This is a genomic window from Gottfriedia sp. NPDC057991 (assembly GCF_042886615.1).
GTDB lineage: Bacteria > Bacillota > Bacilli > Bacillales > Bacillaceae_G > Gottfriedia.
In genome coordinates this window covers 1,495,379-1,516,543 of sequence record NZ_JBHVQN010000001.1, presented here as the reverse complement: position 1 = coordinate 1,516,543, position 21,165 = coordinate 1,495,379, and the positions used below count along the sequence as shown (strand labels likewise).

The 21,165-nt window shown below is 34.2% G+C and carries 12 protein-coding genes and 2 pseudogenes; 5 read left to right on the top strand and 9 right to left on the bottom strand.

What is annotated here, in order from left to right; translation table 11 throughout:
* Window positions 1-85 precede the first annotated feature (85 nt).
* Together ACFVR2_RS07500 and ACFVR2_RS07495 are read right to left on the bottom strand one after the other, a co-directional pair.
* The gene (locus ACFVR2_RS07500; RefSeq protein WP_387360313.1) at window positions 86-265 is read right to left on the bottom strand and encodes a hypothetical protein; all 180 of its coding nucleotides are present in this window, start codon (window positions 263-265) and stop codon (window positions 86-88) included.
* 37 nt (window positions 266-302) lie between these two features.
* The gene (locus tag ACFVR2_RS07495; protein ID WP_387360311.1) at window positions 303-1,148 is read right to left on the bottom strand and encodes a hypothetical protein; all 846 of its coding nucleotides are present in this window, start codon (window positions 1,146-1,148) and stop codon (window positions 303-305) included.
* A 72-nt stretch (window positions 1,149-1,220) separates the two neighbouring features.
* Between ACFVR2_RS07495 and ACFVR2_RS07490 the strand changes: the two are divergent.
* A pseudogene (locus tag ACFVR2_RS07490) lies at window positions 1,221-1,304 on the top strand (hypothetical protein); the annotation flags it as partial.
* A gap of 62 nt (window positions 1,305-1,366) precedes the next feature.
* Window positions 1,367-1,471: pseudogene (locus ACFVR2_RS07485) on the top strand (hypothetical protein); the annotation flags it as partial.
* Between the two features lie 810 nt (window positions 1,472-2,281).
* Here ACFVR2_RS07485 and ACFVR2_RS07480 read toward each other — a convergent pair.
* Window positions 2,282-2,518 carry a hypothetical protein gene (locus tag ACFVR2_RS07480; RefSeq protein WP_387360309.1) on the bottom strand — a complete coding sequence of 79 codons (237 nt, stop codon included), beginning with the start codon at window positions 2,516-2,518 and terminating at the stop codon, window positions 2,282-2,284.
* Window positions 2,519-2,980: 462 nt separating this feature from the next.
* Here ACFVR2_RS07480 and ACFVR2_RS07475 point away from each other — a divergent pair, with 462 nt between their 5' ends.
* Window positions 2,981-3,283 carry a hypothetical protein gene (locus ACFVR2_RS07475; protein ID WP_387360307.1) on the top strand — a complete coding sequence of 101 codons (303 nt, stop codon included), beginning with the start codon at window positions 2,981-2,983 and terminating at the stop codon, window positions 3,281-3,283.
* A 606-nt stretch (window positions 3,284-3,889) separates the two neighbouring features.
* Window positions 3,890-4,588 (top strand): hypothetical protein, encoded by a 699-nt coding sequence (locus ACFVR2_RS07470; protein ID WP_387360305.1) that lies wholly within the window; start codon window positions 3,890-3,892, stop codon window positions 4,586-4,588.
* 176 nt (window positions 4,589-4,764) lie between these two features.
* Here ACFVR2_RS07470 and ACFVR2_RS07465 read toward each other — a convergent pair whose 3' ends face one another.
* From ACFVR2_RS07465 to ACFVR2_RS07440, 6 genes are all read right to left on the bottom strand, one after another.
* Complete coding sequence (locus ACFVR2_RS07465; RefSeq protein ID WP_483867294.1) at window positions 4,765-9,117, bottom strand: hypothetical protein; 4,353 nt, start codon at window positions 9,115-9,117, stop codon at window positions 4,765-4,767.
* A gap of 11 nt (window positions 9,118-9,128) precedes the next feature.
* The gene (locus ACFVR2_RS07460) at window positions 9,129-9,881 is read right to left on the bottom strand and encodes a DUF6063 family protein (RefSeq protein ID WP_387360301.1); all 753 of its coding nucleotides are present in this window, start codon (window positions 9,879-9,881) and stop codon (window positions 9,129-9,131) included.
* Entirely contained in the window at window positions 9,856-11,448 is a 1,593-nt protein-coding gene (locus ACFVR2_RS07455; protein ID WP_387360299.1) for a hypothetical protein, read from the bottom strand. The genes ACFVR2_RS07460 and ACFVR2_RS07455 overlap by 26 nt, the downstream gene beginning before the upstream one ends.
* A 24-nt stretch (window positions 11,449-11,472) precedes the next feature.
* Entirely contained in the window at window positions 11,473-12,546 is a 1,074-nt protein-coding gene (locus ACFVR2_RS07450) for a Wadjet anti-phage system protein JetD domain-containing protein (protein WP_387360297.1), read from the bottom strand.
* 182 nt (window positions 12,547-12,728) lie between these two features.
* The gene (locus ACFVR2_RS07445) at window positions 12,729-16,400 is read right to left on the bottom strand and encodes a helicase-related protein (protein ID WP_387360295.1); all 3,672 of its coding nucleotides are present in this window, start codon (window positions 16,398-16,400) and stop codon (window positions 12,729-12,731) included.
* On the bottom strand, window positions 16,390-19,509 hold the full coding sequence (locus tag ACFVR2_RS07440) for a hypothetical protein (protein ID WP_387360293.1): 3,120 nt from the start codon (window positions 19,507-19,509) through the stop codon (window positions 16,390-16,392). The genes ACFVR2_RS07445 and ACFVR2_RS07440 overlap by 11 nt, the downstream gene beginning before the upstream one ends.
* 275 nt (window positions 19,510-19,784) lie before the next feature.
* Between ACFVR2_RS07440 and ACFVR2_RS07435 the strand changes: the two genes are divergently transcribed.
* Window positions 19,785-20,885 (top strand): helix-turn-helix domain-containing protein, encoded by a 1,101-nt coding sequence (locus tag ACFVR2_RS07435; protein ID WP_387360290.1) that lies wholly within the window; start codon window positions 19,785-19,787, stop codon window positions 20,883-20,885.
* The last annotated feature ends 280 nt before the right edge of the window (window positions 20,886-21,165 follow it).

The window sequence follows — 21,165 nt, the reverse complement described above, 5'->3', positions numbered from 1 at the left end:
GCTTGGTCAGTCCGTACTTTCTTATATAGAAAAAACAATTATCAGAAAAAATCAACCCTTACGTACTCAAAACTCTCGAAGAAACCTATAATTTCTCCTGAGTTTTAATTGATGATAGCAGTTTAATGATTAATTCCTGATCTCTCATACGCTCTAAAATTTGTAGTTTTAATAGCTCCTGACCTTGACGGTAACCATCAGTAAACCCTTGTTGATAACCGGATTGAAAAGAGTTCTGCAAGTAATTTTTATTCTTATCATCCATAAAAAAATACCCCCATATTTAATATAAATGTTCTTTTTTAAGAGTCTACTCTCCGTTTTGATAGATAGGAATTTAAAGAAGTGGTAATACGCTTGTTATGAAATCTTTCTAGCATTTGTTGCTCAACATCTAAAGGAAGTAATTGAAAAGAAAGAAGAATGTCAATGACAATCCTGTATTGATCAATATCTCGTTCAGACAAAATTCCCCTTAACATATACTCCTGCACCTTTTCAAGGGAAACCTGTCCGTAATTTATGAGAAATTCAGCACCCAAATCATTAAAAATCTCATAGGAGTCATATGCAGGCTTGCATTTAACGAGAGAAAGGCTCCCGTACTTAAAGTTGATTTTTTTTTCCTTTTGAAGAATTGGGCAATGTAACATTCTTTGCTTGGCCATATCATATAATTCTTGCATTTTCTTGTGGATTTCATAGAACCTGTTAAACAAAACGGCAAGACTATCGATATCCAAATTTTCCAAAGGAGCTACACAAGGTGCGATTAAATCTTTCATTCCCTCAATCTTAAAAGTAGGTCTTACATAAAATTTATCTTGTAGCTGGAAAGGTTCTAGCCGTTTAATTATATCCGGTTTATCTTTGATACTGTTATGAGATATCTTTACTACAGCAGGAAGGAGACCTATGCTATGTAAATAATCGTTAAGAGCTTGATCTGTATAATAATATTTTTTTCTTCGAGTAAACTTAGCCACCAAATTATGTTTGAGAAATTCAATTCTGCTCCCCTCGTAAGAATGTAATCGATTACGGAATTCCTCCTTAATTATTTTTAAATGCTTTTCAGCTTCCTTGTATTCCTGATATATACCCTGTTCAAGTAATTGTATAGCGATATGTTCTGCATTTATTATCATAAGGATTAACCTCCTTTTCTTTACCCTTAGAATAACCGAACATATATTTTGTTATTCCAAAAATAAGAACAAATGTTTTCAATAATTCATTATTGGACGCCTACCACAGGCGCTTATGAAATCCATGGCGCTTTCCGAATGAAATGGGTTGAACTGGGTTGTGAAAGGTCGAAACTCAGCTATCATTTAATGTCGGAGAAGCATCTTTTGATGGGAAGGGATTCACTCAATCCTTCCAAGGCGGGGTCCTTACGTGGCATCCTGAAACTGGAACACATGCTATTCTTGGAGACATTTGTGCTCGGTGGAGAGCGATTGGTTGAGAAAAGTACGGTATCCTATTACCGATGAATATCCACCACTCCTTATGGAATTGGTCGTTATAACCATTTTCGTTCTCTCCATCTTACTGGTAAGCCTGAAGCTTCTATTTACTGGACTCCCGAATGGGGTACACGAAGTCTATGGCGAGATCCGTGACTGTCGGTCGAGAAGCGGATGGGAAAACAGTAGCATTGGTTTCCCAATTGAAGCAGAACACGACCGAATCGGTGCTCCAGGACGAGAGCAAACTTCCATTTTAATTCTTGAAGAGATTATCCCATAGAAAAAGTGCTAAACCATGTGGAGATAGTTTGACGCTTACTGATTTTACTCATTTTCACTTATGTTTTTGTCTGACTATTGGAGTAGAACAATGATCAGTGAGGAAGTTGTGAACTAGTAATTGTTCACAACTTTTTCTATGGAATCGTCTGTAATCCCAATAAAATGTTAGGGTTTTGGATTAATGGAATTGTTTATGATCCAGGGTGAGCAGTCAGTTGTTCATACATGTGTATTTTTTTTTATATCTCATTTATTATCACCATAAAAACATTATTTCCCCCAATTGTTAATGAAGAACCATAATGTATTTTAATAAAATCAACTTAATTAAGCATGATCTCTATCTCACTTCAAGGAAACTTTACTAAATCTATTTAAAACAAAAAAGACTGTAGGTAAACTTGATTTTCATCGAGTTTGTCTACAGTCTGCAACTTTCTAATACAGAAAATCCTTTTTTCAATCACAAAACTTCAACATCTTAATTTAAAAGTACCGTATATATTCACAAAGATTATCATCTCTTATTTTTCAATTATAGACTTAATTTCTGTATCTGTCATTCCAGTTACATTGGTTATAAAATTAACAGCCCTACTATATGCAATTTTAATTTTAGCCAACTCCAAATCGACTTCAGCTCTACTTCTTTCCATCTCCTTCCCATATTTCAATTGAGTTAAAATTTCCATTAAGTGTTTTTCCCTATCAATGTACTCACATTGACTTTCATAACTAATTAGTAATAATTTTAGATCCATGGCAAACCCTCCATTTTTAGAAAATTGAATTAGATTAGCAGTTCAACTCCGTAAAGCTGGCACACAGGTTATGATCGTTCATGAAAATGATTTTTGGAAACAACTTGAAACGGAATCGTTTGTCTAAAAACTATAAAAATTAGAAGGTCTACTTAATGTTAGACCTTCTTTTTCGCAAATAACCCAAGTATTCATAATGTTTGACTGAAATGGAATGGTCACAAGTTGAAACTGGTTTATATTATTACACGTAGTCGGTTCCGGTTAGATACGGCCTTCTTTTCCATTTTGTCAACAGCCCCTTTAAAGATCAACCTCTATTTGTTGTTTAACTAACGCAGAGTTTTGCTACATTACAGCTGTGTAAATGTTCGAAAGAGTATATTTTATTATGAAAATGAGTCGATTTCCGATTAATTTTACCCTGCGTTTTATCTCAATTCATTCAAAGATTAATTTTAAATGCTTTTCAGCTTCCTTGTGTTCTCAATTGAATTAGAAAACCACGAAGTTGAATATATTTCACATGCCATAATTGTTTTTTCTCAAGAACAAATTCATGAAAATATTATTGAAACTTGTGTGGAATATTTTAAGATAGAAGGTTCAAACGAAATCCTAAAAATAGAAGATACAATGCAAAAAGTATTTGACAACTTAAAGCAAAAAGGACCCATACCTAAACAGGTAATGGATTTTTCTTTTATTATGCCATTTTGTGAACGAATAAAACGTAATAATGATTATAAAAATGATGTCTGTTAATATTATTTTTTCCCAGTGCACCAATGTTTAGTTTTTTCTTGATATCTATCTAAATTTTCAATTCCTTCTAGTTTACTTTCAATACACTTGTTACTTTCCTTAATTTCTCCAATATGCCAGACTAATTATTTTGAGTGACATTTACACGAGAAAAATATGTGCTGTCAATAGTTCACAAATTCTTATAGCTAATTGATGGGCCAGATTTTCGCTATGCTTTTCTTGTAAATGTAATTAATTACAATACACAATTTTGATGAAGGAAAAATCCCACAGTTTCTGACAAAAAAACATTTTTGAAGTGGGTCTGGGAGTTATAACAATGGAATGGAAGACCTTGGTGAAATGAGCGGATGATCTGGATTAAATCATTTACGGGAATGTCTACTAAAGAAATCCATTAATACTAAAAATTTTCGATCAAATGGTGCATTATGCACAACTAGTGAAAAAGAACTTCACTACCAGCTGTTGAAATTGTTTGATGAAAGTTCATTTTTTGGTACAATAATATTTGTATTATGAGAAAATTGAAAATTCAACAAGTCTTGAATAAGGAGGTTTTTGCTAAAATATTTACAAAAAAATTTTTATAAGGAGTTTGGAATGAGTAATTTTTTAAGTTTCATTATTGCCCTAGTTTGTACTACTCTACTAGTAATTATTATCTTTTATATATCTACAAAGAAATTAGGCGATAAATCTAAGTACGTTTTTCCTATTATACTTTTCGGAATTAGCATTTTTGCTTTAGGGTATTTAGCATATAATTCAAATACTTTTTTTACAAATAATTATAATGGCAATAAATTTACATTTTATACAACTATAATAGCTTTATTCAATTCAGTTGCTGTAACTGGGCTAGTTGGTGTTGATAGTTATTTTTCTAGTAAAAAGGAAGATACGACTCTAAATGGAAAATTTATTGAAACAAACAATCTAGTTAATAAAACTAATTCTTCTTTTTTAGAAGTAAAAATAAAAATGGAAGAATTAAATTCAAAAATGAATGAGTTGAATGTTCAATACATAAAAGAAAAAACTGAATTGAAAAGTCAATACGATTTCTTAAAAATTCAAGTCGAGGCATCAAAGAATGAAAGATTAGAATTGCAAAAACAGCATGAACTTTCTTTAATTGTAGCTATAAAAAAGAACCACGAAGAATTTATTAATCAACTGAAAGAACAACATAAAAATGAATTAAACCAATTAGAGCAACACTTAAGAAATCAACTGGAATTAGGTAATCAAGCTAACGATACTGAAAATATGCAAGGTAAAAAAGACGAACAGATTTAAAAGAAATACATAAATCTGCCATTATGTTGAATAAAGTTTAGCAAACACCTCCAAATGTTAGATGTGTCTAACATTTGGGGTGCACTTCAAAATCATTTTCAAAGGGTAGAATGATTTTTGGTTGGTTTTTTAATACTGCGAGTATTAATACCCTTCAATCATTTGGTTTAGTCCATTTAATCTAATTCATAAGCGAAACTCCCAAGTTCCACCTGAGTTTGGAGCAATTCTATACCTGCCACGCTGTAATACCGATTACTCATGACACATTCAAAATGAGATCTAATTTCTCCAATATTGTGCGCTGTCAGGCAAAGCATCTGAATTTTACTTTTTCTCGAAAGTTCCATGATCGGCGCAACCACATGTTCCGAAGACGCTTTTCCAAATGGATTATCGGCAATAATCATTTTCCAAGAATCATCCTTTGCATTCACTTTTTTACGTAGATAACTAACCAATACCATGAACATGGACATATACGAACTAAATTCTTCCCCACCAGACCAATCTGAAACTTCATCCCACAATTTCCAATTATCTGACGAAGCTGACATCAATGATTGTTTACGTGGTTTGTAAATTGTCACATGACACTTGTGGATCGGCGCGATTTTTTCTAAAATCACTACATTTTCCAATTGTGAATTCATATACTCGTTCATTTCTTTCTCGGTATTATTCTCATTCTTCATTTTTTGCATGTTCTTCAAAAGGATGTCTACATGGTGATGGACGTTTGATTTCGCCTCATCTTCTATGTTCCGATCCCAGCGTATTTTGATCAATTGAATCTCATGTCCGAATAGTTCAATGCGGGAATATTTAGGAATTTCCATTATGTTCTTGTGAATTAAATCTACCCGCTGGTAACAAAGTTCTACAAGTTTCTCTTTGTCTTTTTCACATTCTTCGATTTTTCTGTTCAAATCTTGTTCATATGCATCGATCGTGTCGAAGATGCGACTGAAGGTCTCAAAGATGTATTCCGAATCAAACAGTTTTTCGCTTTCGCGTAATTTCGACAATCCGTGGCTAAATCGTTCGACTTTTTCATTCTTCGAACCATTGATTTTGTCGATGTATGTGTCAAATGCAACGAGCACATTCCCTTCAGAATTTTTACGTTCGGTTTGATATTTCTTAAACAATTTCACTTGTTTGTCCACGTGTTCTTCATACGAAATAGATGCGTTCAATATGAAACCTTCTGTCAGAAGTTCGTGTTCTGTCTTATAAGGAGGAAGTTGTCCAATACTGCTGAACAATCGTAAGCTATACTCCATATCATTTTTACGCGCTCGAAGTGCTTCCACTTCCTGTTTGATTTCTTTCCCTCTGCTGAAGAGACGTTCTTTATTCTTTTTAAATGTTTGATGTTCTCTTTCATGATCTTCTGGATCATACTCGTAGATTCCGTGTTTGAACGCATCCTCGATTGCCTCAATTTGAGTGGCAATTTCCTTTTCTTTTCCTTCTTTTAAACCTTGCTCCGTTCCAACCATCACCTTCAAACTATTCACTTGTTGATTAAGTTTAGCGTGGTTTACTTTCTCTTCCTTGATTAATTCATTCAGCCCAAGTTGCTTTTGATAGCTACTTTTCATCTCTTCCAGAGAAGAACCAATGTCATCAATAGCTGTTTCGGATTTTTTCATTTGCGCGTTCTTGTCAAACAAGTTACTTTCCTTCAGTATTTTCACTTGTTCCTTTTTTTCGTACTCTTTTTGCGCTGCCAAATATCTAGCCTCGAACTCTACCTTTTCTACACTTGTGTACAAATCATTCGGTTCAACGTTATCATCCAACTGATGTCGTTCCTTATCGTTTTGAAACTGCGTGATTTGTAATTCAATGACGTACGTTCTTTTATTTCCCTCATTCAGTTTTTTTTCTAACACTACCTGTTCGTCCTCACAAAGAAATATCTTCGTTTTGATTTGCTCATGTAGGACTCGGCGATCTTCTACGGCACGAGTGATTTCTTCTGGATTAGGAAAAGTCTCCACGTAATATTGGATTTTCTTTATGAGCCCTTTTCTTTCTTCATACTTACGCCCTTGTTCATGGATGGACAGTTGATTTATATTGATTTCATTTTCCATCTCCAAAATCTTCTGGTTTTCACGTTCCATCTCTTCATTTATACCGTTGATTTCTTCTTCCAGCTCTTTTTGTTCGTTTTCATTTTCCTCAGGGAAGCAGATTGAATAGTTTTCTTTGAAAGACTGTATCGATTCCGCCACCATTTTCTTCTGTTCGTATTCTTTTTTTGCGAAGTCGATTTGTTCGTATGTTTGTGCTTTATCATCCGATAGTTTTTTGAGACTTTCTTCAAAATTTTCTTTCGAATCAAACCATCCAATATCGAGTTGTTGATAAAGCCATAGCCCACCTTCGACTCGGCTAAATTCACCGGTTCGATAGGTGTTCGTTTGTCCCGTTTTTAATTGATTTTTCACATAAAATAAAATGGGTGTGTTAAAAATGGTTTCTTGCAGAGGCGCCATTTTCTTCTTCACATCACTTAATTGATTTTCTTCAACTAATAGGGAATACGGAAGAAGCGGGAATGATTGCAAGTACTCTTTTTTGAGATCCTCGTTTGATAGTTCAGACAACCACTCACTACCAAGCATTACGACGACACCTTTTTCTTCGAGATGTGCTTGGATATCGAGAAGTGTTTCGTTTGGTACGAAGAAATCATAGGAATCTAACAGATTCATTTTTTGCAAAATATCATGGAGGACCTGCTTATACTCGTCCACAGTTCTCTCTGCATTTTCCATCCCTCGCATATAATCCGAAAGAATCTCGGATGACTCATCTTGTAAATTAGTCACCATTTTCCCATCGTATTCAAGGTACCCACTAATCATTTTTACTACTTCGTCGTATTGTTTCCGCTTTTCCTTCAATTGATTGACTTTCGCCTTCTTTTCCTGTTCAATCAGTGCAGATTGAGTAAGCCACTTTCTTTTTTCTTTTATCGACTCTATTAGCTTCGTATTTTCCGATTCTTTTTCTTTGATGATGAAAGTTGATTCTTCTTGCTCTTTTCCAAAGGTATCCAAAAAATCATGGGGACGATCTCCCGCATCAATGTGGACGTCTTTTTCGATGAGTTGTTTTTCCTTTTGATGGCTTTCCTGTATGTGAACGGCTTTTTGGTAGTTCGCTCCAGCTGTCTCTTTTTCATTTTGCAATCGCTTGTGCTCCGCTTTTTGTTTTGCGATTTGTTCCTCCATTTCTCGGACTTCACTTTGTTGCAGAGACAGGCGCGCTTCTTCTACTTCCAGCAAGTATTTCCACGCTTCATTTAACAGACGTTTTGATTCATTTCTTTCTACTTCAAGTTCCGCATCACTTGCAGATAACGCTGCAATTTCTGCCTTTAAGTTTATGACGTCCTGTTCAATTTTCAAGTATTCCTCATATTCTTTTGTCGCTTCCCATTTTTTCAAAAGAGCTTTACATTTTTCTAATGCGCCTTCTTTTCTTTCAAGAGACGTTTCGGTCTCTTTCATTTTCCTTTTTATTTCATTCAATTGGGCTTCTAAAAGGTGTACTTTGTGGCTTTCCAACTTCCATTTGATTTCCTTCATTTCACTTTCAATGTTCTCTTGTTCCTCTGAAAGGTGACCCATTTGTTCTGTTTTCTGTTTAATCTCCGTTTCAACACTCTTCTTTAGGATGATGACTTCTTTTTGAGTTTGCAAAAAGAGCATTTTTTTCGCTTCGTACGTACTAACGGAACTAACAACAACTTCCGCGCGATCCTTGATGACAAAAAAATCCTGTAGGTCCCTTTTCATATCAGGTATCCTGAGTAGATTTTTGCTGTATTCCTTAAAATAATTTTGGATTTCCTTTTTCTTTTCCACGGTATCGAATATCGTCTTCTCGACCTCTGGAATGAGGAGTTTGACTAATAAATCCTTTGTGCTCGTTGCGTTTTTAAAAAACTTGTCGACGCCACCTTCATCCCCATTGATCTTTTGAATCATTTCCCATTCTTCCGACAAAATATTGTATCGCTTTAGTTCCTTTTTATATTCACGGTTTACATCGAAAATTCGGATCTCGTTCTGTCTTAGATGTTTTTTGTATTCCGCAAAACGGGTCACTTTTCCATTTTGCTGGACGGGAAGTGTGCCAATTTGTACGGAATCCGTTTTGTTATACGCAAAGCAGTAGGTAAAGTAGGCTAAATTCTCTTTGGATGACTCTCCATTCATGAAGGTAAATCCGAGGCAGAGATATTCATACGGAAGGTTGTCTCCGTCTAGTTTCCATTCTGTCATTATGTGACCAGTTGTTCCTTTGTTTACCGTGTTTTTCAACTCTCTCTTGCTAAGCGTTGAATTCGGTAGGATGGTTTGTGTAATCAGCTGGATTATGCTGGTTTTGCCCCCTCCATTTTCCAGAATGAACAACGCATCTTTTCCGTTCATTTCCCAAATACTATCTGAAATCAATTTTTTCCCCTCATCCAGTTGGATGTTCGTTAAACGGTATCGATTCATTTTTGGCACTGTTATTCTCCTCCCTCAACATTATCCATTTCCAGATCCACGTGAAGCAGCTGATGGATTTTGTTTTTGCTAGTGATTTGGTGGTAGTAATGGCTGATTATATTTTCCATTTTGTTTGTCACAGTGATTTCATTTTTGCCTTTGATTTTCACCAATTTTTCATTTTCTAAAAATCGAAGCGACCTTTCGATATACATTCTATGATTTTCTTTCGTCTGTACATGGTTTATTGCACCCTCTTTGAATACTGACATTCGATCCCATGCATTTACAATACCGATCACATCAACTTGGTACTTATCACTGATTTTTTCCAATTTCTCGTTTCCTAGCATACGATACTTATCGATGTATTGGTCGAGTTTTTCAAGAAGTTCCTCCATCGGCATATATAATCTCTTGGCAAGTTCACGATCCTGTGATTGGCTGAGTTCATTAATAAGCAAATACAGAATGAAATAAAAGAGGTGAACGTCCTTATTATCTTGAAATCTCAGTTCTTTTTTCAATTCTTCATTTGTAAAAGATATTGTTTCATTTTCAATATCGGGTACCATCTGAAGCGTGCGAGTCTCCTCGTCCATGAAAATCATTACTTTCCCTTTTGGTTCGATGACCTTGCGGATGAATTCTTCGACATGTCTGTTTTCATACCACTGTACGAATTCTCCTTGTTTGTCAGTAACATAACCTTTCTTACTTAATTCCAAATATAAACTGAATCCTTTTTCAACGATTTCTTGTTCCCACTCCATAAAAGTCTCCTCTAATAATCGTTAAATTTCGATAGCGCATTGTACCGAGATAATAATATTGGTCAGTTTCCATTAAACTGAAATTATTGACCGATTCCAATAATGGTAATTCATTTGTTAATTTGATTAACAACCGATTTACTTTTTTATCACCCGACAATTTTTGCCATATATCAGGAGGCACTTGCTCAAATTGGTTATATTCGGCCTGGTGAAGTTCAGTGACAAAGCCCAAAAAGTCATCTTGTCTTTCAATAATCGTATGATAGATTTCGGGATGCCTTACTTCTGTCTCCGTCAATACATCCTTTAGGGTATATGACTCTTTTTTTGTGAGCGGACTTAGTATTGCATAGACATACCCAAATTCACGTGATTCTTGTTCCTGTCTTTCTAACTCTTCTTTTTCTTCCAGCATAAGTATTGTTTCTTCGTCTATTTCAATGATTGCCTCAGCTTTTGATTCTTTTCTTTTAATTCGCGACTGCGGGGTGAATACAACCAGTGGGTTGAATATCTTTTTATGTCTGAATGGCAAAAGCGGTTTTGATATGATGTTGAGCGTTTCTTCATTTACGGGACTTTCTACGATTTCATTTAGAATTTCCTGTTCGAAATCAAGGTAAACTGAAAAGGCATGAACGATGGACGATTCAAGCGAGTCACTCATGATGTTTTGAGTTTTTTGTTTTTCCGTAAACAATGATTCGTGGAGATTTATGGCCTCATTTAACTTACTACCTATCTCTTGGATGACATGTATACCTTCCGCTTCTCTCTCTGTTAAACGCCCTTCGTGATACTCATTTATTTTTTCTTCAACAAGGTTTTGTAATTCACGGAACTGATCCCGTTCCAATTTCAAGGTATCATGGATCTGCTTCAACATATTTGCCAAATCGTTTCTTTGGGATACACCTAATGCATCTTTAATAATGGAAGATTGTAATTTTTTGATTCGTTTTTTTTCGTCTTCGATCAAAGTATGCATTTCCTGAATGCGCCGTAATGCATCTGTAAATAACCCTTTTTCAAATTGTTTTCGAAAGAAGAGTTGCGACATTGTGATTCGCAACTCTCCAAACACTTCTTTAGTTTTAAAAAGTAATTCAAGACCTGTCGATGTCAGAGCAAAATCAGTTGTTTCACTCGAATGATCGGCAAAAACATTCATTCTTTCCCCGTATTCAATCAAATGAAAGAAATGTTTCCTCTCTTCTCCTTTTTCGAAGTCAAAATAGGTAAATTCATGTGCTTTACCGTGATTTCTCAGATGTTTGGAAACGAGCCATTCCTCTAACTCAATCGCTTCTTTCGTTGTGAAAGTTGGACACCAGTTGTGTTTGACTAATTCATAGATTTCAAATTGAAGTTCCTCTTTGGTTGTGCTGGTATTTAAAGATAACTTGTTTTCCAACATATATAGTAAGACGTATAATACAATCGACGAAATAGGTAGTTCTTTGAACTTTGACGGATTTTCCACTCTTAATATCGGGGCAAACATCCCTACATGTTTCATTCGCTCGGTAAACCCCTCCAACATGATGGCTATGTTTTTTTCCATATGTTATTTTCCCTTCGATATATGTTATTTTCCCTTCGATAAATAATATAAGATAGCTAGATTCAATCCCTCTTGTGGAATGTAATATTGGGTGGACTGAATAATTTTTACGCAGTTCTTTATTTTTTCATGATATTCATGTTCGAAATGCGACAAGAAAATTTGTAGTGATTCTTTGATATTGCTTTCCTTTAAAGGTTTTATTAATTTACGCTTACTCGGTTCATCTCCATATCGATCCAACATTTCAATATAAAATGGAACAAACGGTCTTACATTTTCGTCCATTTTCATCAGTTCCGAACAAATCCAAATTCCTTTTGCATCCAGATCTCCAAAATAATGGACATTGTATTCGCCAAGATGATATTCCGTTAAAAACTCGTAACTACGCTGGATTTTATCACCTTCGCCGTAGATGATCATCTCAAATTTGACACCATTCCAGGTGTTGACCCCTTTTTTCATCAAATCCTTAACAGAGTCGAATGTATCTTTGTTCTCGACAATTAGTATATTTTTAGGTTTTTCTGTGCTATTTCGGTATTCAAAGAACGGTTCATAACTTTTTCGACAATTTAAATCATTTAGTGTAATCCCTAATCTAGATAATAGCCAATCTCCTTCTTTGCTAAGTAAGAATTTTTCTTCTTTAAAAAGTTCAAATGAACGTTCATTCGCTTTCAATTCGAACCTCTTCGTATCACTTTCTATATGCAAAAAGGAGTGGATGGGGTCTATATAGTACTTCCATTTTAAATATATATCTTCTTCAAAGAATGCGGACATGTTTATCCCAGGATATTCGGTCATTATTCTTTTGATATGCTGGAGATTTTTCTCTTTTTCTTTTTTTACCAATTTGTATTGGATATAGACAGGCGGATTCTGATGATTATGACCTCGTGATTTTATAGGTGTAATATTTCCTTTTTCGACGAGTTTGTTCATAACCTCTGCAAACCCAAAATAACCCCCATTATACTCATACTGTTGCATTATTCGATTCCGCAAATAATCTTCAATATCGATTGCATAAACTTGTTTTTTATTATAATTTTTCATGTATTCTAAAATCATATCTCCCCAGACTCTCATATAACTTCCGCTCCTATTTTCATACTTATTATATTTTTCGAAGTTGAAGAAGATTTATTAAATTTTGCATTTTCTTTTTAGAAATTATAAATTTTTTTTAAATGATATTTCGAGTCCATTTGGGAATTGAAAATTTTTGATTAATATCTCAGATAACTCAATAGGATTGAGTGATTTGTTTGTCAATGCTCCAAAAGAAGTAAATTAAGTACATTCGTTTCAGTAGAAACCAATAAATGGTTTTGCTTAAATCGACTATCCACTACTTCTTCTAGCGCGTCGCTTTTAAACGAAATATATGGAAGATCTTGATACTCCCCCACGATTGGCGTAACAGAGGAAATATCCGCAAATCCTCTAACAAACAAGGACAACAATTCTAGAAATGACTCTTCGTCAGGCGATTGCTTGTGATCTTTCAATTCTTGAAAAATTGTAAAACTTAATAACGGAAATACAATGTACCGCTTTTCGTCCTTTGACTCCTCCACATACTTATTTGGCATTCGTCCCTGCTGTTTTTGCTCAAATTCTAACATTTCTTGGATGTGCGATAATTTTTTCTTCAGGTCATTTGTTAAATCTTTTTGTTTTACTTCGATTATTTTTTGAATTAACTGTTCACTTCGTTCTCTGTTATGGATCAGGAATTTCACGTGATCACTTACACGATCAGGAATTCGGAAAACGAGCATCCCATGCAAAAACATAAATTCGTGAAATGGTTGATAAGACTGTAATTGATACAAATTTGTTTTAGCACGAATGTTGAATTCTCGGAAAATCTCTTCTCTTTTTTTCATTTTAAACACCTGATCATTTGTGAACATTTCCAATTGTCCAAACGTCTTTATTAGTTCTTCTTTCAGGTCTTCGAGTAATTTAAATTTTTTCTTCATCGTTAATTCTTTCTTGATTAATTTTAATGAATCCGCTACATTTTGTACGAGCGAATGCTTTACTGGGCTAACGCCTTGTCCACCTAATGGTACGACACTCAACCGTTGTGCTCCCACTTTTGCTTCTCCATACATTCGACTCATCAAACATGTACGTACGAGCGTCAAAAACGACAACAAGTGTACTTGCATCTTTCGTTTATTCCATTCAAAATCATTTTGACCGTAGATAAAACTATCAACCAGGTAAAAATCGATTGTTTTTTCTTTTGATTGATCCCATTCTGTATTCCCCCGCATCCGATAATGCAATTGAATTTGTTCCATCAACTCTTTTTCAACTTGGAACGTTTGTAAAACGGCCATGATTTTTGTTGTCTTTGGAAATGAGATGCCTCTTGATGCAGAACTTGTCATAAACACAATCGGTACACCATCATTTTCAATAGCCTCTAAAGCCTTTTTTCGTTCCTTTGTAGTTAATTGCGACGAAATCGCTAAATAATCTTGATATATTTCTGGTGTCTTAGCAAATTCTCTTTCATATTCATATCGAAATAGTTCAACCATTGTATGAATGCGTTTGATATTTTGAACATAAACGATGACTTGTTCGCCTTGTCGCTTTAGAAGATGTTCCATGACGCGGTGAATGATTTTTTGATCTTCTATTTCACTTACTTTTCGTTCACGATCGACTCGTTCTTTCCCAGCTTGCTTTGTTGCATCGTATTCATCTTTCGGGATTCCAATAACATTAAGATAATAGTTTATAATTAATTTTCGAGCAGGATATGAATTCGTATTTAACATCACACCAGTGAACTTTTCATCTTTAATCGGTATGTTGAACTCCTTCAATTCCAAAGCTTCACTCTCTTGTTCCCCTTGACTAATGTAAATTTTCGGATAATCGTACCTTGTCTTCTTTTCTAAAAATTGGTTAATAATTTTTTCATTCGTAATGGACGCATCCGCCACGATCAACTTAACATTCCACTTTTTTTGTTGTTCTTCGGTTAATTGCAAGTAAATCTGTTCAAACAACAATTTCTTCATGTTCTGGTATAACTTTACTCCTTCTTCTGCTCCGGTAATTTCATCAATCATGACCCAACAAACAGGCACTTTTTCAACAAATTGATCAAACAATCTAGGTTCAACGATGTAGCGGTCTCTTTCTTCGCTATACCGTAAAAAAGGGAAAATTTTCTTTAAATGATCCGTTGTTTCTTTCCCTTTTGTCTTTTTCAGTGCCTGAATTGAAAATGTTCCAATGATCTGGTTGAATTCTTCGTGTTCAATTTGTTCCCGTATTCCTTCACAAAGGCGTGAAAGAACGCCGCTTGTTTTTCGTTTTTCAACTTCAACAAATTCATCGTCTCCAATTTCTTTGAAATGGTGACTCCCCTTTTCATAATTGATTTCGCGTTCTTTTTCTAAGTAAGTGATTGATGAACTTTTTTGCCGCTCGATTCGTTCCTTTTGATTTACTACATAATTCACGACTTTCACTGGTTTTCCACTTAAAAGGTCTTCGTCGTTAGACGTCGTACTTAAAGCGATGGCCTTATTGCTAAACAATAGTTCGTTTTCTTTAAATTTACTCAATATGTCATCATTTACTGTTCGCCTACAACTTGTGTATAACAATAAAAAGGCTGGTTGTTTCTTTAATTCGTTTGCAATCGATGTTGTTTTTCCTATCCCAGGGTTTCCTGTCAAAAACAATAAATTTCGTTTCGGGTCCTTTAATAATTTTTTAGTTTCTTCCGCATGATCATCCCTAAGCGTCTTACCTTCACCATATTTTGAAGCAGTATTTTGAAACCCTGTCATGTAATCGGTGAGTTGAAATTCGCCTATTCCTTTAACTAAAAACGTTTTTAATTCATCTTTGTTCAGATTGGAATTCCGAATCAAGTTCTCAAATAGAATCGTTAGCGCTTCGCTCGATACAAACTCTTCTTCCTCATCGAAGTTAGTGGTTGAACCGTTAGTGTACTGTTGGTAACATTCCTTTAATAATAACCATTGTTCTGTTTGTTGGATGCTTTCACAAGGGAGCGTCAAATTAATGATGGAATAGTCGTAATCATTTTGAGCCATTAAAGATAGTTCTATTGTTTTACTTTGCAGTAAATCATTTTCCAGTAAAAATTGGATAAATGAATATGCATACGAACCACTTTGTACTGATTTCACTAGTGTTTTATCTCGAACGAGTGAAGCATATTTTAATACCGTTTGATGTAAGTGAAACCCTTCGAAGCCTCTTGTGTCGATACTTAAATTTGCAAACTTTGTTTTTTTCCCTAATTCACTTCGAATACGTTTTAGACTTTTTTGAAATTCGTCTACTCCATCAATTCCAACTAAGTGATGCAGGTGCATCCCATTATCTGTTACGAATCCGTATTGTTTTTTTCCCTGTTTGAACAGAACAATTGAGTCAGCCCGTAGAAATCGACCTTTTCTCCCGTATTGATCCATTTCTTCAGGTGTTAAATCAAGTTTAAATGATTCTTTCACCAGACTATGCCACAGCATATTGCTCTCCTCAAAATCAAACAATCCAATCGGATCGAAAAAATTGGCTTGAAAATACGTGACATGAATCTTTATGCCTTGATGACGTTCAATTGATTTGAGATAATTGCGGATCGTAAAATCACCTGATAAATACCCGAAAAAGAATATATTTTCAATGTTTCGTCTTATGTCTTCTGCGATTCCTTCATCTGTTATTTGGTGTTTTTTCCGAAACTGAATGACCAAATTTGCTAAATTACGTTTTGGATCCATCAGTAATGAATCGTATACCTTTTTCACCCCTTCGTTTATTCTGACCTCTGGGTGATTACACAGAGCGAAGTACAGCCCAATGTTATAACCAAATTCGTAGATCAATCCATAATCATTTCGAAAGCTCATAAAAATGGTGCTATTTCGCACCCTCCACCTCCTCCTTCATAACTTGATTGTAGACGTATGAAAAATAAGTTAGCTGGTTCATTTTCATTCGGTTTCTCCCCTGATTAACTTCCCATAAACTTCTCTTTGCTACCCCTTCATCACCGATTAATTCTTTATATGGATCAATTTTAATCGTTACATTTTGAGAGGCTTCAAAATGGCTTGTGTGTAACAAAACTAACGCTTTGATTAAATCTGGTTTTTCGCCTTTTGGATTAATTAAAGCGTTTTGAATTTTGTTATTTAAGACTTTATCGTCGTATATGTGAGCCCACGTTTGATATGTTATCATCGAATTATAGACATTTCGTCCTTGTTGACCTTTTAATCCGTTTCCGGTATAAAATTGTGCAATCGGCACGATTCCTTCATGTTGCCCATATAAATACTGTTGGATGTGCGATGTATCATCGACATATAACGCGATATTTTTGGTCCCCTTTTCTTGTCGAGACTCATACGCACTTGTGAGATTGTAGTGAACCGGATAGACAGATAAATCACTTGCAAAATTAAGAGCCTTCATGATTTCTTGACTCATAAAATACAATTCTTTTTGTCCCTCTTTTTTGTCGATGAATTTTGTTGTATAAGGCGTTTTTGCAACATACAAAATGTCCTTGTAACCTTTTTCGTACAACTCTCGCACGACATCAACTAATAGTTTTGGATTTTGATACATTTGCTCGTTGTTATGATCAAAAAAGGTTTTCCTTCTTCGGATTTGACTCTTATTCCCTTCTGAATCAACCGTATAGATTTCACCAAACAGCCCAGCTTTATATGCATCGCCTTTCCATACACTATCACATTTCATTGAAGTGAGTGTTAGGATGGCAATTTTTTGTGTGGTAATTGGCTCCTCTAAGTGAAATTCTTTTTTCAATCGGCTATACATTGACGTTTTTGCATTTCTCGTTTTGTATGGATTCATCGCAACAAAATTCAACCCTTGAGAACCGGTTTGAAAATCCATCCCAAAAATGAATTCTAACTCTTTTACAAATTGATGGATGATGTTTTCATTTTCATTCCAATCTTCTGTTTGATTTTGATAGAAATGCCACAATCCAACAAATAGCTTTTGTTTCTCTTTTGGATATTGACTTAAAAGGTTTTTTAAAAATAACATGACCACCATCTTATAAACAAAATAGAACATAAATTCTGATGCTGTTTCTTTTCTACCTTCATATTCCCATTCCCTCAAATAAGGAATACAAATCCTTTGCGGGGACCTCATATTGGTCAAGAACGCTAAACATTCATTTGTCATCCCATATTTTTTTGCTTCTCGGTCATAGATATATGGGATCAACATGACTGTTGCTGCATCTTCTTCCCCAACATCATACGTAACATTCGTTTTGAGCGTTTCGTTTGTCGATGTTAAAAATTTATTCCGAAATTCCAATTCATACTCAAAACTAAATAATGAGTCTTCTATTTCTTCGTTCATTAACGCAGTATATTTATAATTATGTGTTTGAAGTTCGTTCTTTAAATTCGTCTTTCGATCAGGTGAAAACAATTTTTCACCTAAAATACTTTTAAAAAACACCATTCTTCTTTTATAGGTTGTTTTTTTGACCGATTCTTGTATTTGGTTTAATTTCGGATTTAAAAACTCTACAAACATCGTACGAATTAGGTCCAACTTTTTTTCGATTTTTTGGCTTTCATTTTTTCCTAAAAACGAACCTGCTAATGCTTGATAACATTGATGAACCTTCTCCATTTTCATCGTCCCATCAAGTTGCTGAACTTGTTCAATATCCTTCATGAACTCTTTTTCAGGATTATATGTTGGGTCATTCAATCGTACAAGAAAGAATTTGAACAAGATGATATTGATCGATGAAAACCAAAAGTCATTTTTCCCCTGACGCTCTGTTCCTAAAACGAGCTTTTCCAAATTCCCGCAGGTCGCGATTGTTTTTCCGTAAGACGCACCGTATTTTGCGATTTTTTCAATCTTGTTTTTTTGATACGTAAACGACTTTTGATTTGAACGACCAATTCCGTCAGCTTTCATGACCGAACCGTTTAATTTCAACGCTATTCCATATTGTTCCGTTTGGTTCTTTTCTGAACGAGTCCTAGCCATTACTTGTGACAATTTCCCGATAAACGGTAAAAAACTATAGACATCTTGGTGACGAAAGTCATTTAATAAATCTCGCTTTTCTCCTACTATTTCTAATGGCTGACATCTTGCTTCTTTTAATAATTTCGTACACACACTTTCAAACTGTTCATATCGGTTAACATATGCACTCAATAGTTCATAAGCTTCTGTGTGTTTTTGTATAAACTCACTATTCATCGAGTCAAGTAAATAAGATAGGTACAAAAAAGTAGAGGTTCGTTTGATTGATGCAAAATGGCTCGTTTCAATAAACTCATACAGTTCTTTTGCGATTGCATCTTCGCTTTGAATTTCATCAATGATCAGTTCTTTGTGATCATCCTCATAATCAAGATGTTGTTCTATGTAACGTATTAACGACTGTTTTATTTGCATCAACAATTCTTTCGTCTGATAACGAATACTGACGTCATCATGACGAAGCACATTACTTGATGAAATATTATCGAGTTTATTGTATGCAAGCTTTGACAGCTGAACAGGCATGTTAATATTTTTCATCGATACATCCAGCTCGTTGTCATTGATATTTCCTCGTTCGATTATCAATCTTTCTAATGCAACAAATGGTAAGTTGTGGATGATTGGTTTTTCAGTGGTAGTTTGGTTTGCTTTTTCGAATAACTTTTTGTCTACAAAGTCCTTCATAGCTGAATCTAATTGTTTAATCTTTTTATGCTCGTATTCTTTATCCAAAAAATTTAGTGTCGTTAACTGCACATTTTCATTCAGTTTAAATAGCTGATGGATCGTGTTGGTTTGAGAACCAATCTCTTCAGCGATTTCTCGACAAATTGCGAGTAAATTATGTCCGAATAGGATGGTTTTGTAGTTATTAATCATGCTAAGTTGTGGGATTTTTTCTATAATTTTTTTATATAATATTTCAAACGTTACCGGGCTAAGCTGCTCACAATGATCGTAAAATTGATTCGTCATTTTTTTCTCCATTCTTATAAGCTTTAAATAGTTAGGTATTATAATAATTTTTTTACACTTATCCAATTTGTCTAAAAATTCAAATTACTAAAATGTTACAAATATGTTAGCATTACGTTCTCAATTAAGAATCTAAAGTTATAAAAGAATAACACTGACTACAAATAGAATAACATTTGTTAAAATTAGAATAACAAGCGTTATATTTCTTGTCAATACAAAATTACATATGTTATTTTAAAAATAACAGTTTTATTAAAGAGAGGATAATTCAAATGTCAATAATGGAGAGAATTATTAAAAAGAGGAAGGAGTTAAATCTAAATCAAACCGAATTAGCTAAAAGGGCTGGATTACGAGCACCAGCTATAAGCCAGTATGAATCCGGTCTTAGAAATCCTTCATATGATGCATTAGTCAAACTCTCCCATGCTTTACACGTTACTGTTGACTACTTAGTGTCAGGTAATGGACCAGAAGAACAAGTCAATGAGCCAATGAGTAAAGTTCTTCAAAAAGTATTTAATAGTTTAAATCATGAAAAAAGACAACGGATACTAGATTATGTTTTTTTGACTTCAGGTTATCAAAATACTTTAGGAATTTTTGCAGCGGAGCCAAAACAATATGCACAACATGTGTTTGATGTAATTTTAGATAAACAATTCCCTGTAGATATCTATGATCTTGCTAAAAAACTAAAATTAACTATTATTTGGAGTAACTTGGAGGGTAAAGCAGAAGGGCTTTTATTAAAGAATAGTCATACGATCATTCTTGAGCAAAAAGATAAAAAAAATCAAGACAAGGACGCACGAGTAAAATTAGCTATTACTAATTTAATTGGTAATTATTTAATTCCATGGCATACCCAAACATCATATTATTATCGAAAAGATGGGAAATCTACTGTCACAACAGATGAAGTTGTAGAAATAGAAGCAATGTCCTTTGCTACTAGTTTAATTGCTCCACCTGAGATTTTAGAAAAAGATTTATCAAAATTTAGTGCAGGGAATGTTAGCTTAAAAGTATTAGAGCAGTTAGCCAAAGAAAAATACGAAATATCATTAAATGTGCTTTGTAATCGACTTGTGGAATATGATAAGGACCGTTTTGCCGTTGTAAAGTCAAGTAATTTTAAAGTTGAACAAGTATTTTCTGGTAAGATGATGATCGATAAAAATCAAGAGTTAGATCAGCAAAGTAAAGCATTTGAACTTTTATCATCTTCTACTACTGAGCAAGTGAGAAGTGAAGGCTTAGTTCCTTCAAAAACATGGTTAAAGAACACAGATGAAAACAATTTACTTTATGAAAGCTCCATTTATACTCCTAAATATGGTTCAGTTTTTACTTTATTAACAAAAATTTAAGGATATTTAGTTAGACTTCTTCAAAGTCGATTTTCAAATACGATATAGGATGTTTTTCATGTTCAATTTTTTTTTGAGGGATTAATGTTGCTAATGTTATTAGCAGTATTAAAGATTTTTTTGGATCTTTTTGTTCCACGAAGTAATAAGTTCAAAAATCTTGACAGAATTGTTTTGGAAGAGCAATTTTTCTATACTTTTTGGGTTTCATATTGGGAATGATTGCATATACTATACAAGGTAATTTTTAGGCCTTCTTGCCTATTGCTAGTAGTTCACT